Source organism: Vibrio sp. MACH09, from assembly GCF_033238805.1.
Classification (GTDB): domain Bacteria; phylum Pseudomonadota; class Gammaproteobacteria; order Enterobacterales; family Vibrionaceae; genus Vibrio.
Genome location: NZ_BSFZ01000002.1, coordinates 480,047 through 495,401, shown reverse-complemented (window position 1 = coordinate 495,401; position 15,355 = coordinate 480,047). Strand labels below are relative to the sequence as shown.

Below are 15,355 nucleotides of genomic sequence, written 5' to 3'. Positions count from 1 at the left end.
TGAGCAATATTTTATTGATGATTGAATTTAATCAACTGAGATGTAGCCTTTATTAGAAACCAGTTTTTGCGCTTCTTTGCTTAACATCCAGTCAAGGAATTTTTGTGTTTCCGCAGAAGGCTTACCTTCTTTGAAAAGAACAAGGAAAGGACGAGCGACTTTGTAGCTACCGTTTTTCACGTTATCTACCGTTGCAGGTGTACCATCAATGGACAAAGCGGTAACAGATGAGTCAACAGTACCTAGAGAGATGTAGCCAATAGCGTAAGGGTTTGATGCAACATTGGTTTTAAGTGCACCATTACCACTTGCAACTTGTGCTCTTGGTGATATAGCAGAGACTTTCTTACCTGAAATTTTCTTTTTCAGCTTCATGATGTCTTCAAATGCACCACGTGTACCTGAAGCCGTATCACGAGTAATCGCAACGATTGGCTTATCTTCACCACCAACGTCTTTCCAGTTCGTGATTTCACCTTTGTAGATAGCAGTTACTTGCTCTGCAGTAAGCGCTTTTAAGCTATTTTTCGGGTTAACAACAACAGCGATGCCATCACGAGCAATCACTTCTTTCTTGAGACTTGGTTCTTCCTCTGAAGACTTTAGGTTACGAGATGACATACCTAAATCAGCAGAGCCATTTTTTGCAGCTTTAACACCAGCAGATGAACCAGGGCCTTGTACTTCAATGAATACACTGCTGTTTTGCTTCATGTAAGTTTCAGCAAAAACTTCCATCAATGGTGTAACACTTGAAGAACCTACCGCTGAGATTGTTTCTTTTGCTGAAACAGGGTTTACCGCTAATGCTCCTAGCAGTGCGATAGTACCGATTACTGTCTTTTTCATTTCATTATCCTTTATGGCTTCATTGCCGACTTTGTTTACCAGACGGGATAACTTTAGAATTTATTTATGACAGTTGTGTTTCATAATATTGAATACTCTATGACAGTGGAATTATTTCTTAAAAACGGACAAAAACAAAATAAGCCATTGATTTAAAATGGCTTATTTTGTTTAAGTTTGGAGAAAGGATGAAAAGTGACTGTCACATTTATGTCATCTAATACGGCAGAGACCGTAACATCGATTCCATTATATAAAAATGCAATGACTCATTAGCCCGCTCTTGATCCATTAGGAACAGCAGCTTCAGGCATAGCCAGAACTGGCGTCACTTTATCTTCATAACCAATGTCAAACAGCATTCCTTGAGACAACTCCCCTGCCATTTTTCTTTCTGGCAGATTTACCACAAAAAGAGCCTGTTTACCTTCTATCTCTTGAGGGTTCTCTCTCTCTTGTTTGATCCCCGCTAGAATCGAACGTTGATGATCACCAAAATCGACCATTAGCTTCATTAACTTATCCGATTTCTCTACTTCGGTAACACTTACAATGGTTCCAACTCTAATATCTAACTTAGCAAAATCATCAAATGTGATGAGATCTTTTATTGCTGCAGGTTTCATATGATCCTCTTATTTTTAATCGGTGCGGACAATTTCAGACAATCAGCGCGCTAATACCCATCGCTTCTAATCTAACTGTTCAAATTGGTCAATAGCTTGTCGGGCTTCGGCTACGGTACATTCTGTTTCAGCCACTAGCTGATTGACCGTTATATTTGGCTGGTTAAGTAAACACTCTTGCAGAGATAACTGTTTCTTGGGCAACGCCTTTTCTACTGCCTGTTTAATCCAGTAGTCGGCGATATCAATTAATCCCGCTTTAAAGTGATTCAGTTGCAGCTCCGTCCCTGACAGTTGCCAATGTCTGGAGCGCCTAATTCGTTTTAAGCGACACTCTTCCTTTAATGCCAACGCTAGTATTCGTTCTTTGTCGTCGACACGTCTTACAAAACTGTTCAGTTGAATCGAAATCATCTATAAATTTGGCATTAAACGTCTACTGTTCAGGTTGCTTGAGTATAACAAAAAGCTCTGATGATTTCTCTCAGCTCGCTTTCTGTAGCAGTCCTGCTCTAAGGTTAGGCTTACTCAGATGATTATATATCAACGCAAATACAAATAGCCCCGACTGAAACAGCACAATACATGCACTGGTTGCACCATCAATATGATAACTGATGATCACACCACAAACGGTAGACAACAATGATACTGCTAACGCTATCAGCAACATAACTTCAAACTTATTACTTAGCATCAAGGCAATAACACCAGGCCCCACAAGCATCGCGACAACCAGAACCACACCGACCACCTGTATTGCTGCAACTGTGGTTAAAGCAATAAGAATCAGCAATAAGTAGTGTAAAAAGTTAGTATTTAACCCCACTACTCGTGCATGGCTTTTATCAAAACAGTAAAGCAGAAGATCTTTATAGAAAAAAAGCGTCACAGCCGCTACAAGCAGGCATATAGCCGTCGTCTGCCACATTAATTCCACTGAAATACCAAGAATGTTGCCAAATAAAATGTGCATTAAATGCTGATCCGTCTCTACGTGCGTAAACAAGATCAAACCGATGGCAAACATACCCGCAAACACAATACCAAGAACAGTATCCTCTTTGATTCGGCTGTGATTTTTTATATATCCAGTCAACAAGGCACTACCAAAACCTGAGATAAACGCACCAATAAACAGAGGAACAGCAAATACGTGCGCCAATACCACACCAGGCAGTACTGCATGTGAAATGGCATCTCCCATTAGAGACCAGCCTTTTAAAACCAGATAACACGATAAAAGCGCACAGACTAAACTGACGGCAAGTCCCGTCAACAGTGCATGTTGCATAAAAGCGTATTGAAGAGGTTCGATAATATAACTCATTAGCTATAACTCCCTTTCTGTCGCTGTAAAATAGGAGCTATGCGATACTGCTTGGCTTTGATCAGGCCATATTTAGGGGCAAATAAAAATACCAAGCTAAAGCAGATCACTTGGTTCAGCACAATAAGTCCACCCGTTGAACTATCAAGAAAATAACTTAAATAAACACCGAGTAAGCTGCTAGTAAATCCTATTACCGCCGAGTACCAAAGCATATAGCCAAACCGATCCGTTAACAGATAGGCCGTTGCTCCAGGAATAATGACCATAGCAATCACCAGCAATGCTCCCACTGCCTGCAACGAAGCGACAGTACTGGCACTCAATAAAATAAAGAAAGTTCCTTTATAGCCATTCACGTTCAGCCCCGTTGCCGATGCCTGATTCTCATCAAAAAACACCAGCAGCAATGGCTTCCAGATAAAACTCAACGTTAACAAGGTCACCACGGATATAGCCACAATTTGATACAGCTCATTCGAGCTGATCATCAAAACATTACCAAAGATAACCGACTGAATATTGATTGATGTGGGGTTTAAAGAGATGATCAATAGGCCTAACGCGAAAAAGCTGGTAAACACCAAGCCTATAATGGCATCCTCTTTTAAATGAGAGAGCTTATTGATAATAGCCATGCTGCCCGCAGCCAGAAAACCTGCAAAAAAAGCCCCCACCGAAAGTGGTAAGCCTATGCTATACGCCACCGCGACACCGGGAACAACAGAATGAGAAAGTGCATCACCAATTAATGACCAACCTTTAAGCACCAGATAACTTGATAGCAAGGCACAGACCGTTCCAACAAGCGCACTCACAAACATCGCATTGCGCATATACTCATAATGAAAGGGTTCAATCAGATAATCCATTCTCTTTACCCCTGTTGATCTTGAGGTTCTTTAATTAACTGAGCGTGTTGCTTTTCTTTACCATAAAATACCGCAGGTTTATCATGATCCGACAATATAACAACCGTTCGATCATCATCATCTTTATGCAGCGTTTTTCCTGAAATCCCTACCTGAGTTAACTCTCCTCCAAAGGTAGATTCCAAATTTTTTTGCGTATAGGTCGACGCTATACTGCCGCTGGCGATAACCGTTTTATTGATTAGTATGACCTCATCGCAGTAGTCTGGAACCCGACCTAAGTTATGAGTGGATACTAAGATCAAATGGCCTTGATCTCTTAGGGATTGGAGCAAGTCCATAATGCTCGCTTCCGTAGTAAAGTCGACCCCGGTAAAAGGCTCATCCAATAAAATTATTTTACTCTGCTGGCTCAGGGCTCTGGCGAGAAAGACGCGTTTTTTCTGTCCACCAGAGAGTTCACCTATCTGCCTCTCTGACAGATGAGCAATCGCCATTTTTTCCATCGCCTGCTGTACCATGTTTTTATCTTGCTGGCTTGGACGTTTTAATATGCCCATATAGCCATAACGTCCCTGCATAACGACGTCTTTAACCAAAATAGGAAAGTCCCAATCGATATCTTCACTTTGCGGTACATAAGCAACTAGGTTAGATTTCAACGCCTGATGAACCGGCATTCCGGACAAAAGTATTCCCCCAGTACTCAGTTTCACTTGCCCCATAATACTTTTGAAAAGCGTAGATTTGCCACCACCGTTTATACCCACCAACGCGCATATGCTTCCTGCCGAGAGTGAAAAGTCAACGTTCTCTATGGCGGTGAAGCTATTGTTATACACAACACTCACCTCTTTTGCCTCAATACTCACTTGAGAATTAATCACTGTTCTAACCCTCGCATGATGGTATCCGTCGTCACTTTCAGCATATCGAGATAAGTCGGCACAGGGCCATTGCTGTCTGATAACGAATCAACAAATAATACTCCGCCATAGGTAATACCGGTTTCTTTCGCAACCTGCTTGGCGGCACGGTCCGAAATGGTACTTTCACTAAAAATTACCGGCATAGCATGAGTATTGATCTTATCAATCAGTTTTTTTACTTGTCTCGGCGAGCCCTGCTGTTCGGCATTAATCGGCCATAGATAAGCTTCTGACAGACCAAAATCCCGGGCTAAGTATCTAAATGCACCTTCACTAGTGACCAGCCATCTTTTTTCGTCTGGTAATGACGAAAAACCTTGTTTAACGAGCAGAGATAACTGAGAGATTCGGGCTGAATAATCCCGCGCATTCCGGTTGTATGTATCAGCATTATTCGGATCGATATCAACCAGCGCCTTTCTGATGTTTTCCACATAAATTAACCCATTGTCTGCCGACATCCATGCATGTGGATTCGGTTTACCTTGGTAAGGGCCAGAGTAGATAGATAACGGCGAGATGCCCTCAGTGACAGTAACAGAGGGAATATGTGACATATTTTGGAAAAACTTCTTAAACCATCGCTCCAAATTCATACCATTCCACAAAATCAGATCGGCAGATTGAGCTTTAACAATGTCTTTGGGTGTCGGTTGATAATCATGAATCTCTGCACCAGCTTTCGTGATTGAGACAACATCAGCTGCATCACCGGCGACATTTTGGGCAATATCCTGAATAATGGTAAAAGTAGTCACCACCTTAATTTTTGCATTCGCTGAATATGAGACCAATGCAATCAGTAAAATGAACCCGTGGATAAATCGAGATAGAGTGTTCATATTGGTTCGCTAGTAGTTATTTACCTCTTAATACTAGATGATAATAATTATCATTTGCAAGTAGTTTCTGTAAATATTGCCTCTTATTGACAATCACGGCGGCTATACCAAGGGAGGCAAACAAACCATTGAGCATAAAATGATGAATTTAACCGCAAACTTAATACAGACTAGTTCTGCAGAAGATCTGTCATATCACCGGCATTGAGAGGCCTATAAAACCAATAGCCTTGTGCAATTTCACAGCCTAGTTGTTCACAAAATCTAGCCTGATCTAATGTTTCAATACCTTCGGCAACCATTTGAAAATTCAATTTTTTTCCAACATCAGTAATGGCTTCAATAATAATTCGATTCTCTCGGCTATTGGCGGGACCAGAAATAAATGAACGATCTATTTTTAAGTGCGTTGCCGGAAACGTGGTTAAATAGCTAAGCGACGAATAACCGGTGCCAAAGTCATCGATGGATATTTCTGTTCCTCGTGCTCTAAGCTCGTTTAAACGCGCCAGTAACTCGTCGTTGGCTTTCAACAATGTATGTTCCGTTATTTCAATACCGATGTCTTTTTCTGATAAGTCGAAAAATTCTAGCGTTTCATAAAACAGGTCGAAAAAATCACTGTTTACGAGTTGCTTACTTGAAACATTAATATCGACTTTTATCTGACGATAACCCTGCTTTCTCCAAACCGAAAGTTGTCTACACGCCTCTTTAAGCACCCAATTACCGATCAATATAATCAAATCGGATCGTTCAGCAATCGGGATAAATACCGCAGGGGAAGCACTCTCTAATGTAGGAGAACGATGCCAACGTAACAGAGCTTCACAGGCTGTCACTTTATTGTTTAACAGATCCACTTTGGGTTGATAAACTAACTCGAATCCCCCTGCCACCAGCGACTCTTTTAGTTGATTAGCCACCTCTCGCTCAAACAGCATGCGGTCATTCATCTCTTTATTAAAAAACAGAAATCGATTTCGACCCGCCATTTTAGCTTGGTACATAGCGGTATCTGAATGCTGTAATAGACGCTCAGTAGTAGTGGCATCATCCGGAAATATGCTGATACCGATACTGGCGGAACTATAGATATTTTGTTCCGCCACAAGGAAGCTCTTAGTAAACTGATTTAAAAGCTTATTGGCGGCCGCTTCGACATCTGCTTTATCACCAATATTTGGCAATATCACCACAAACTCATCACCACCAAATCTTGATAAGGTATCGTATTTTCTGAGCTTATTCCGAAGTCGATCTGACACTTGGATCAATAGTTGATCACCAAAAGCATGACCCATGGTGTCATTCACCTCTTTGAAGAGATCTAAATCTATAAACAAGACAGCCACTTTTTGTTCAAAGCGCTTTGCTTCAGTTATTCGCCTTTCAAGTTCTTCTTCAAGAAACCGTCGATTAGGCAGTTTGGTGAGAGTATCTGATATCGCAAGCCGTTCTAACTCAGTTACCGCCTTATGCTGTTCAGTCATATCAATATCGATACAAAACATCTCAGGCACGTCTGTCCACTCTTTGAGCATAATATGCATAGAAAAAACAGGAACGAGATAACCATCTTTATGCAGTAGCTTAAGCTCAGCAGCTGGAATAGCGTTACCATTGGTAACCCAGTCGGTATGAAACCCCACCACCGCATCCCGCATTGGTTCAGGGATAATCAACTCTTCTAAACGTTTACCTAGTGCCTCTTGTTGACTGTAACCATATAATTGTGTGCTGGCTGCATTCCAATAGATCACCTCTCTATCCACACTGTAGCCTTGTACCGCGACCTTGGATAAGCTTCCTATTAATTGTATAAATCTACGTTCGTCCTGCTCTAATAGCTCTTTATCATTTTTCAATCTCTACCTTCCCGATCCAAGCTGACATTTTTATTTTGTTATTTTTTATCTTTATACAATTAAAAGTAGCAGAACTAACGGGGAAATCGATTAATTAACAGACAGGAAGGATCCTTTGTTGATCATATAAAAATTTACACTGTAAATAAAAGTGATATAGCAGTAATAAGTAAAACAATACCTAGCCATTGATACCGAACAACGGCTAGATAGGAAGCTCTAATTAAGACTCTTGATAAGTTGGATAGTCGATGTAACCTCTTTCGCTACCACCATAGAGTGTTAAACGAGCATCAGCATCAAAGTCCATCAGTGGCCAATCATTTTTAAAACGCTCGACCAAATCAGGGTTAGTCACATAAGGTGTACCGAAAGCAGCAAAGTCACAATAACCTTTTTTGATAAGATCTTGTGCATCTTCAACGGTAAGTTTACCTGCGATCATAATTGGATTCGGGTATACCTCTCGCACCTGTTTACGGAAGGATTCCGGAACATCAACATAACGTGAAATTCGCTCAGAGAAATGCACATAGGCGAGATCATTAGCCAGCATTTTTTCTAACGCTTTCAAAGTGACATCCACAATTTCAGGATCCTCTTCAGCGAACCCTTCAATCACATGAGGCGATACACGCACCGCAACTTTATCCCCCCCAATTGCGTCAGACACTGCCTGAAGGGTCTCCAGCATAAATCTCATTCGATTCTCTTGGCTACCACCATATTGATCCTGACGTTGATTACTCTCCTTACGCATAAAAGCATCAAGCAGATAACCATGTGCAGCATGAATCTCAACACCATCAAATCCAGCTTCCATGGCGTTATTGGCGGCTTGAACAAAATCAGCAATGGTGTTTTGAATATCCATTACCGTCATCTCACGTGGGACTTCAGTTTCTACCATACCAAAGCCACCAGCAATTGGGCCAAAGACTTGATCCGCGACCTTAATGGCTGAAGCAGACACTGGTTGTTCACCCGATATAGAAGAGTGGCTTCTACGGCCAACGTGCCATAGCTGAATAAAAATCTTGCTCCCTTTATCATGAACGGCTCTGGTTACTTTTTTCCAGCCTTCAATATGTTGTTTGGTATAGATACCCGGTGTCATCGAATAACCTCGACCAACATCAGAAATAGGCGCACCTTCCGTAATGATCAATCCTGCCGTGGCTCTTTGCCTATAGTAAGTTGCCATTAAATCATTTGGTACATCACCAGGCTGACTAGTACGAGAGCGAGTCATTGGTGCCATTGCAATACGGTTTTCAACGGAGAAATCTCCGGACTTAAATGAATCAAACAACATTTTTACTGTTCTCCTATTATTTCGAATAAGTTGGATAGTCAATCAGGCCTTTTTCAGCTCCACCAAACAGTGTGCTTGGATCATGCTCTGCCAGCGGGTAACCTTTTTCGATACGTTCTGGTAAATCAGGGTTTGAAACAAACGGCCGACCGAAACCGATCATATCTGCCAAACCTGAATCAATGGCGTGTAGCGCTTTGTCACCGTTATAACGACCTGCATAGATAAGTACCCCCTGATAAACTTCACGAAGTGCTTGTTTAAATGATATAGGCGTATCCGGAGCATCATCCCAGTCAACCTCAGCAATATGTAAATAAACAATATTGTGTTTATTCAGCAATGAAGCCGCAGCGGTATAAGTCTTGATAGGATTTGCGTCAACCGTCCCATTAAGCGTTGTTAATGGAGCCAAACGAACACCGACACGCTCCGCACCAATGGCATTGACCATTGCTGCGACTACTTCATCAAGAAAACGCAGCCGGTTTTCGAGGCTACCACCGTATTCATCCGTGCGACTGTTCGCTTCAGAATCAATAAATTGGTTAATCAGATATCCATTCGCGGCATGCAGTTCGATGCCGTCAAATCCAGCTTCAATGGCATTAAGAGCGGCTTGACGATAGTCAGAAACCACCTGCTTAATCTCCTCAATTGTCATTGCGCGAGGTTCAACGACATCAACAAAACCCGGCTCATCAGTGCCGTTATCAAGGAAAACTTTAACATTTTCAGCCTTGATGGCTGATGATGAGATAGGTTGCCGGCCGCCAATGTTTTCTGGATGAGTGACACGGCCAACATGCCAAAGCTGCGCAAAAATAACTCCATCATTAGCGTGCACTGCATCTGTTACTTTTTTCCAACCAGAAATCTGTTGCGCGCTATAGATACCGGGAGTCCACGCATAGCCTTTACCCATTTCTGATATTTGTGTGCCTTCAGATACGATTAGGCCTGCTGTCGCACGCTGTGCGTAATAAACGGCCATCATTTCATTCGCAACATCTCCGGGTCGACTGGCACGAGAACGAGTCATCGGAGGCATGACAATGCGATTTTTTAGCGTGATGTTTCCTAACTGCAATGGCTGAAACAGAGATGTAGTCATAGTAAAAACCTTCTAATGTAGAGTGAAGGCATGATAACAAGTTGCTTGATGGCTATTTAGACCAGAAAATACAATTCAATTTTGCTGTAACGACAAAAATAAACAGATAAAACGGCAATTTTGATAAATGAATTTTGCGGAAAAAGTCAGTTACAGGTGGCGAATTAATCTTTAGTTATGTCGGTATAAATAACCAATAGCTTCTTCTGATACGGCGTATCAACTCAGTTCGCCCCTAACTGCTAGCGAAATTTTATCAATCTGGATTATTGAAAAATAAACAATACTCTTTTGTATAAGTGATAGTGCTTGCCTTGTCTATGCGGATGCTATTATTGTCATAAATAAACGTAATCGCTATGTAACGTAAGGAAGAAGGTATGCTTACTCGCTCCGATGAACTGGAAATCTTTGTCGCTGTTGTTGATCACGGAAGCTTTTCAGCTGCGGCAGTCGCTTTGAATGTTCAGGTTGCTAAGGTTTCTCGAGTGGTAAACAAGCTGGAGAAAAAGTTAGGAGTGACCTTACTCAATAGAACAACACGACGACTTAACCTCACAGATGAAGGTCATTACTTTGTTTCTTCTATCAGAAAGTCCCTACAAGAGATTGAACAGGTCGAAGAGTCCTTACTAGTTCTAGGAGAGGCTCCAAAAGGTAAACTAAGAATTGACGCAGCAAGTCCATTTATTATCCATCAGATCATTCCTTTAGTTGAAAAATTCAAATCTGAATACCCTCAGATCACGCTGGATCTCACTTCTAATGAAGAGTTTGTCGATTTACTTGAAAACAAAACAGACATTGCCATCAGAATCGGGAAAATGCCCGACTCCACATTAAGCGCGAGAAGCTTGGGGCACAGCCCTCTTCATATCGTCGCTTCCAAGGATTACTTGGCAAATCATGGCACCCCTAACTCGGTAGAAGAACTCAGCCACCATTCACTTATTGGATTCAGTGGCCCAAAAGTGTTAAATCAGTGGGGGCTAAAAGGGTGTGAATATATAGAGCCTTCTATATCTGCCAGTAATGGCGAAGCCGTTCGCCAGTTGGCGCTCTCCGGCATTGGTATTGCTTGTTTATCGAACTTTATGGTGCATAAAGATATAGAGCAAGGAGCTCTGGTTCCGTTATTAATAACAGACAGGGTTACTATGCCAGATCGAGAACAGATAAACGCGGTTTATTATAAATCTTCATCAGTAGCTTGCAGAGTCTCGGTTTTTATAGACTTTCTCAAAAAGCATCTCAATTTATAGTGATATATAAAGTCAGCCCATGAGATAGCCGAGAGCGCATTGCCCATAAAAAACGCATGACTTACGAATTGGTGAAGAGAAAAAAGTCAATTTAACGAAGCGGTAAAGCTAGGCAAAGTGTATTTACACTGTAAATGAACTAGCTTTGTTAAACTAAAATTATGGTAGCTGCAAACCCAACTTAAACTTATGTCGATATTCACGGGGAGTGAGGCCATGATATTGCTTAAATTGACGATTAAAATTAGCCTGATTCTGGTAACCCGACTTTTGGCTGATCACCGCAATACTATCATCGGTATCAACTAACCATTGAGCAGAGTAACTTAATCTGGTTTTCTTTAGTCGTTGCGTAAAGGTTTCGCCAAAATGAAGTATAAAAAACCGGTGTACGCTACTCTGGCTCATGCACATATGATCTGCCAGTTGTGACAAGGTAAGCGGATATGCGAAATGACTATCAATAAATCTGGCAAGTTTTTCTATTTTACTTACCTCATCAGTCTCCTTAGCTGTTGGCAACATAGGCTGACTCACTAATAAAGGAACCGTACTCGTATCCTGACAAAGCAAACTCAGCAGCTCAATAAAGGCCGCTAACTGAGCCAGTTTAGCCTTACCACAATCAAGCTCACTTAAAAGTTTCACAGCTTGTTGTGCAGTCTCCTCACTAAAACGAAGCCCATAGCGAGCGCTCTTCAGCCTATCATTCAAATGTCGAAACTCTTCACAACTGAATGCCATATTGCCCAACCAATCAGCTCGAAACCAAATATAATGACTGTTCGCTTCAACGCCATCTTTAGCGGTTTGATCATAACAATGGGAAGTTCTTGGCGGTAACAGCAATAGACAGTTACTCTCGATCACAAACTGCTGTTGGTTCAGTTGCAATACCCCTTCGGCACCAATATGCAAGGCGATCTCAAACTCACTATGATGATGATAAGGCTGCTGTAACGATTGGTATTGGCAGTGTTTATAACGCCACGACATACCAGGCCGTGTTGGAACTTTATCTAAAGGGCTTTTCATCTACTTAACGATAGCAATATACGATTCATAAATGACAATATAGTACTAAAAATCCACAAATAAACAGCGACAGATAAAAAAGTACTGATCATTGACAGTAATGTACTGAATTACCGTCCGGCGCAACGATAAAGTATGGTTAAGCAAATAGACACTATCCACCTTCTAACATGTTGGGAGTAACAATGAACAAACGAATATTTGATTTAACTCATCAGGATATAACCACAGCGACAAGACAACAGCTACTCGATTCTATTCGACTCTCGGAAGGGCGAACAATGATGGTAGAAACCATTGCTTCTGCCATTCCAACGGTTGATGTCGTTAGTAATGCTGAGCTTGCTGCTGCGTTTGGTGCAGATATGATCACACTCAATTTATTGAATCTATATAACCCATCAGTAAAGATTAACCTTCATGACACAGCGCAAGAGATGAACATTGAGCAAGTTAAGCAATGCACTGGCCGTCTTTTGGGGTGTAACCTAGAACCGGTTCCTCACGAGGTTGACGTCAATATAGAAGCAGGCAGAACGCTCTCTAAAGAGACCATTAATAACGCCATAGAGTTGGGCATGAACTACATCATGTTAACGGGCAATCCCGGCATGAAGGTAACCCAACAAACCATCCTTGACGGCATTAAGTTAGTCCGGAGTGTCTCCAAAGAGATCATCATCATCGCAGGAAAAATGCATGGCTCAGGCGTTGGAAATGATTACAACTTAGATATTGTCGCGGATTTTGCATCGGCAGGAGCAGATATTGTCATGTTTCCGGCACCTTATACCACTCCCGGTGTCAATGCCGCGCTTGCGCAGCAGATGATGAATGAAGTTCACAAAGCAGGGCTACTCGGTATGCTCGCAATTGGCACCTCGCAAGAGGGAAGTTGTGAAAGTTATATTGAAAAAGTGGCCATGGAATCGAAGGCTGCTGGCGCAGACATTGTGCACATTGGTGACAGTGGTTATTCCGGCTTGGCGATACCAGAAAATATCATGCGTTTGGGGATAACATTACGAGGCCGACGCCATCAATATAAGAGGATGGCCAACCGACGTTAGTGACCAACACAAGATCGACTGGGCTAAAATCTGGCCGAAGAATCAATAAAGCCAGCAATATGCTGGCTTCATTTTTATCGGCTAAATGCAGACAATATTTATTTTTCCGTCTCTTCTCGAATTGCTTTAATCAGAACCGACGTGTCCATACGGCCGAAACCTTGCTCAGATAACTGCTTATATTGATTTGTCGCTTTTTCGGTTTGTGGTAATTGAAGGCCTTGTCGCTTGGCTTCATCTAAACAGAATCCGAGATCTTTTATCATCCAGTCGATGGCAAAACCAAAATCAAAGCTGTCTTTGGCCATGGTGTCAGCTCGGTTCTCCATCTGCCATGAACCAGCGGCGCCATTTTTTAAGCAGGAAATTAACGACGAGATATCTAAACCGGACTTTTCTGCCAATATCAGCCCTTCAGAGAGACCAGCCAACGTTCCGGCAATACATATTTGATTGACCATTTTAGCACGTTGCCCCTGCCCTACACCGCCCATTAATACTGATGACTTACCATACGCATCAAATACGGTCTGCAACCTGTCAAAGTCCTGTTCTGAACCGCCACACATAATGGTTAACAAGCCATTTTCTGCTCCGCTTTGTCCACCAGAAACAGGCGCATCCATAAAGCGAATCCCGCTTTCTTGACAAGCAACAGATAGCTCTTCCGCTAATTCCGCAGATGTCGTGGTGTGATCCACCAGTATCGTCCCACTCTTCATCGCAGTAATAGCGCCGTCAGAATGCGTTGTCACGCTTCGTACATCATTATCATTACCAACACAGCAAACAACAATGTCGGCATCCTGTACGCTCTCTGCAACGGTCTCACAATAGGATCCACCATACTGTTTAGCCCATTTAGACGCTTTCTCCGTGGTGCGGTTATAAACCGTGACCTCAAACCCTGCGTTCTGCAGATGGCCAGCCATTGGATAACCCATGACACCTAGGCCAATAAAACTAATTTTCATTATTTATTCCTTTATTCGACTTGTGCATCACTGCGACAGCTTTAATGCGTGAAGCTTTGTTGTTCATTACGATATATGAACATAAATACCACAACATATGAACATAAAAAAACCGGGCGAGCTGCCCGGTTTAATCTTTGTATCAAAGGAGAATTACAGCTCAGCGTTGTGGTAAACCTGCTGAACATCATCACACTCATCAAGAAGATCTAAGAACTTTTGGAACCTTTCCGCGTCATCACCATTAATTGGCGTGTTGGTTTGCGGAACAAAAGTAATTTCTTCAACATCTAAAGTGACATCTGGAAATTCAGCGTTCAGTGCTGTTTTCGCTTTGAAGAATTCAGTATGCGGAGCAAAAACCGTGATAACACCATCTTCTAGCTCTATATCAGTAACATCCACATCTTCCATCATTAAGGCTTCTAGTACCGCTTCTTCGTCTTCCCCTTTAAACTGCAGAACAGCTTGGTGGTCAAACATATGTGCGGTAGTACCTGGGCTGCCTATTTTTGCACCCGTTTTAACAAAGCATTGACGAACATCTTGGAAGGTACGATTGCCATTATCGGTTAAACAATCCACTATCACACTTGCGCCACCTGGAGCGAATCCTTCATAACGAGCGGGTTGGTAATCTTCACCGCCACCACCTGTCGCTTTATCTAGCGCTTTATCAATAACGTGTGCAGGTACTTGGTCTTTTTTAGCTTTCGCGATCAAATGCTTAAGCGAAAGGTTCATGTCAGGGTCCGCGCCACCATTTTTAGCTGACATGTAAATTTCTTTACCGTATTTGGAATAGACTTTAATTTTTGCGCCTTGAGTTTTAGCCATTGAGGCCTTGCGCACTTCAAAACTTCTTCCCATCGGGATGTTCTCTCTGATTCAAATTATTCGGGCAGATTTTAGCAAAAAGCAAAATCAATTCAATTTGTAAGAGCAACCAGCGTTACATTACGCCCATTACTCTCTTGTATTTCTCGATCGACTGTTCAAAACATGCTCTCTCTTCATCACTTTTTAGCTTAGCAGATTGGGCAATAATTTCTTCTGGGCCCACTTTTGCTTGTTTTAATTTCCAAACTAAAAATGACGCTTGTTTATCAAGCTCTATGAGCTGTTTTTCATTGGCAGCTAACAAAGATAGATTTACAGACATGGGTTTATTCATCGATTATTTCTGAGGCGAGCAATATAACACAGAGGTAAGAAACTAGTGAATACTAGAACGTTAACGAAATGGTTATTTTTACGCTTTTCCGAGCT

The 15,355-nt window shown here is 41.9% G+C and carries 16 protein-coding genes; 2 read left to right on the top strand and 14 right to left on the bottom strand.

What is annotated here, in order from left to right; all coding sequences use genetic code 11:
* Positions 1–27: 27 nt before the first annotated feature.
* The 10 genes from CHJ_RS17450 to CHJ_RS17405 all read right to left on the bottom strand — a co-directional run bounded on the left by CHJ_RS17450 (position 28) and on the right by CHJ_RS17405 (position 9,745).
* On the bottom strand, positions 28–849 hold the full coding sequence (locus CHJ_RS17450; protein ID WP_171753347.1) for a phosphate ABC transporter substrate-binding protein: 822 nt from the start codon (positions 847–849) through the stop codon (positions 28–30).
* A 272-nt stretch (positions 850–1,121) separates the two neighbouring features.
* The gene (locus CHJ_RS17445) at positions 1,122–1,475 is read right to left on the bottom strand and encodes a tRNA-binding protein (RefSeq protein ID WP_171753346.1); all 354 of its coding nucleotides are present in this window, start codon (positions 1,473–1,475) and stop codon (positions 1,122–1,124) included.
* Between the two features lie 66 nt (positions 1,476–1,541).
* Positions 1,542–1,889, bottom strand: a complete 348-nt coding sequence (locus CHJ_RS17440; protein ID WP_171753345.1) for a ribosome recycling factor family protein — start codon at positions 1,887–1,889, stop codon at positions 1,542–1,544.
* A gap of 70 nt (positions 1,890–1,959) precedes the next feature.
* Positions 1,960–2,805, bottom strand: a complete 846-nt coding sequence (locus CHJ_RS17435) for a metal ABC transporter permease (protein ID WP_171753344.1) — start codon at positions 2,803–2,805, stop codon at positions 1,960–1,962.
* Complete coding sequence (locus tag CHJ_RS17430) at positions 2,805–3,677, bottom strand: metal ABC transporter permease (protein ID WP_317918440.1); 873 nt, start codon at positions 3,675–3,677, stop codon at positions 2,805–2,807. Before CHJ_RS17430 ends, CHJ_RS17435 begins: the two co-directional genes overlap by 1 nt.
* A 5-nt stretch (positions 3,678–3,682) precedes the next feature.
* Positions 3,683–4,564: a metal ABC transporter ATP-binding protein gene (locus tag CHJ_RS17425; RefSeq protein WP_171753342.1), complete on the bottom strand. Its 882-nt coding sequence runs from the start codon at positions 4,562–4,564 to the stop codon at positions 3,683–3,685.
* On the bottom strand, positions 4,561–5,448 hold the full coding sequence (locus CHJ_RS17420) for a metal ABC transporter substrate-binding protein (protein WP_317918439.1): 888 nt from the start codon (positions 5,446–5,448) through the stop codon (positions 4,561–4,563). Before CHJ_RS17420 ends, CHJ_RS17425 begins: the two co-directional genes overlap by 4 nt.
* Before the next feature lie 170 nt (positions 5,449–5,618).
* Positions 5,619–7,316 (bottom strand): putative bifunctional diguanylate cyclase/phosphodiesterase, encoded by a 1,698-nt coding sequence (locus tag CHJ_RS17415; RefSeq protein WP_317918438.1) that lies wholly within the window; start codon positions 7,314–7,316, stop codon positions 5,619–5,621.
* A 223-nt stretch (positions 7,317–7,539) separates the two neighbouring features.
* A complete protein-coding gene (locus CHJ_RS17410; RefSeq protein WP_317918437.1) occupies positions 7,540–8,631 on the bottom strand; it encodes an alkene reductase in 1,092 nt (363 codons plus the stop codon).
* A gap of 16 nt (positions 8,632–8,647) precedes the next feature.
* Positions 8,648–9,745 (bottom strand): alkene reductase, encoded by a 1,098-nt coding sequence (locus CHJ_RS17405; protein WP_317918436.1) that lies wholly within the window; start codon positions 9,743–9,745, stop codon positions 8,648–8,650.
* Between the two features lie 380 nt (positions 9,746–10,125).
* Here CHJ_RS17405 and CHJ_RS17400 point away from each other — a divergent pair, with 380 nt between their 5' ends.
* Positions 10,126–11,007 carry a LysR family transcriptional regulator gene (locus CHJ_RS17400; RefSeq protein ID WP_317918435.1) on the top strand — a complete coding sequence of 294 codons (882 nt, stop codon included), beginning with the start codon at positions 10,126–10,128 and terminating at the stop codon, positions 11,005–11,007.
* A 159-nt stretch (positions 11,008–11,166) separates the two neighbouring features.
* Here CHJ_RS17400 and CHJ_RS17395 read toward each other — a convergent pair whose 3' ends face one another.
* Positions 11,167–12,042, bottom strand: coding sequence for an AraC family transcriptional regulator (locus tag CHJ_RS17395; RefSeq protein ID WP_317918434.1), 876 nt, complete (start codon positions 12,040–12,042; stop codon positions 11,167–11,169).
* A 185-nt stretch (positions 12,043–12,227) separates the two neighbouring features.
* Here CHJ_RS17395 and CHJ_RS17390 point away from each other — a divergent pair, with 185 nt between their 5' ends.
* Positions 12,228–13,112 carry a dihydrodipicolinate synthase gene (locus tag CHJ_RS17390; protein WP_317918433.1) on the top strand — a complete coding sequence of 295 codons (885 nt, stop codon included), beginning with the start codon at positions 12,228–12,230 and terminating at the stop codon, positions 13,110–13,112.
* Positions 13,113–13,210: 98 nt separating this feature from the next.
* Here the strand turns inward: CHJ_RS17390 and CHJ_RS17385 are convergent, their stop codons facing one another.
* The 3 genes from CHJ_RS17385 to CHJ_RS17375 all read right to left on the bottom strand — a co-directional run bounded on the left by CHJ_RS17385 (position 13,211) and on the right by CHJ_RS17375 (position 15,248).
* Positions 13,211–14,086, bottom strand: coding sequence for an NAD(P)-dependent oxidoreductase (locus CHJ_RS17385; RefSeq protein ID WP_317918432.1), 876 nt, complete (start codon positions 14,084–14,086; stop codon positions 13,211–13,213).
* 153 nt (positions 14,087–14,239) lie between these two features.
* Positions 14,240–14,956 carry a YebC/PmpR family DNA-binding transcriptional regulator gene (locus tag CHJ_RS17380; RefSeq protein WP_317918431.1) on the bottom strand — a complete coding sequence of 239 codons (717 nt, stop codon included), beginning with the start codon at positions 14,954–14,956 and terminating at the stop codon, positions 14,240–14,242.
* Positions 14,957–15,038: 82 nt separating this feature from the next.
* Positions 15,039–15,248 (bottom strand): DUF3283 family protein, encoded by a 210-nt coding sequence (locus tag CHJ_RS17375; RefSeq protein WP_171753332.1) that lies wholly within the window; start codon positions 15,246–15,248, stop codon positions 15,039–15,041.
* Positions 15,249–15,355 lie beyond the last annotated feature (107 nt).

Excerpts from the sequence above, each read along its gene's own strand:
- CHJ_RS17375 (WP_171753332.1), bottom strand. The coding sequence starts at position 15,248 with ATGTCTGTAAATCTATCTTTGTTAGCTGCCAATGAAAAACAGCTCATA.
- CHJ_RS17395 (WP_317918434.1), bottom strand. The coding sequence starts at position 12,042 with ATGAAAAGCCCTTTAGATAAAGTTCCAACACGGCCTGGTATGTCGTGG.
- CHJ_RS17410 (WP_317918437.1), bottom strand. The coding sequence starts at position 8,631 with ATGTTGTTTGATTCATTTAAGTCCGGAGATTTCTCCGTTGAAAACCGT.
- CHJ_RS17445 (WP_171753346.1), bottom strand. The coding sequence starts at position 1,475 with ATGAAACCTGCAGCAATAAAAGATCTCATCACATTTGATGATTTTGCT.
- CHJ_RS17435 (WP_171753344.1), bottom strand. The coding sequence starts at position 2,805 with ATGAGTTATATTATCGAACCTCTTCAATACGCTTTTATGCAACATGCA.
- CHJ_RS17430 (WP_317918440.1), bottom strand. The coding sequence starts at position 3,677 with ATGGATTATCTGATTGAACCCTTTCATTATGAGTATATGCGCAATGCG.
- CHJ_RS17450 (WP_171753347.1), bottom strand. The coding sequence starts at position 849 with ATGAAAAAGACAGTAATCGGTACTATCGCACTGCTAGGAGCATTAGCG.
- CHJ_RS17380 (WP_317918431.1), bottom strand. The coding sequence starts at position 14,956 with ATGGGAAGAAGTTTTGAAGTGCGCAAGGCCTCAATGGCTAAAACTCAA.
- CHJ_RS17385 (WP_317918432.1), bottom strand. The coding sequence starts at position 14,086 with ATGAAAATTAGTTTTATTGGCCTAGGTGTCATGGGTTATCCAATGGCT.
- CHJ_RS17405 (WP_317918436.1), bottom strand. The coding sequence starts at position 9,745 with ATGACTACATCTCTGTTTCAGCCATTGCAGTTAGGAAACATCACGCTA.
- CHJ_RS17440 (WP_171753345.1), bottom strand. The coding sequence starts at position 1,889 with ATGATTTCGATTCAACTGAACAGTTTTGTAAGACGTGTCGACGACAAA.
- CHJ_RS17420 (WP_317918439.1), bottom strand. The coding sequence starts at position 5,448 with ATGAACACTCTATCTCGATTTATCCACGGGTTCATTTTACTGATTGCA.
- CHJ_RS17390 (WP_317918433.1), top strand. The coding sequence starts at position 12,228 with ATGAACAAACGAATATTTGATTTAACTCATCAGGATATAACCACAGCG.
- CHJ_RS17400 (WP_317918435.1), top strand. The coding sequence starts at position 10,126 with ATGCTTACTCGCTCCGATGAACTGGAAATCTTTGTCGCTGTTGTTGAT.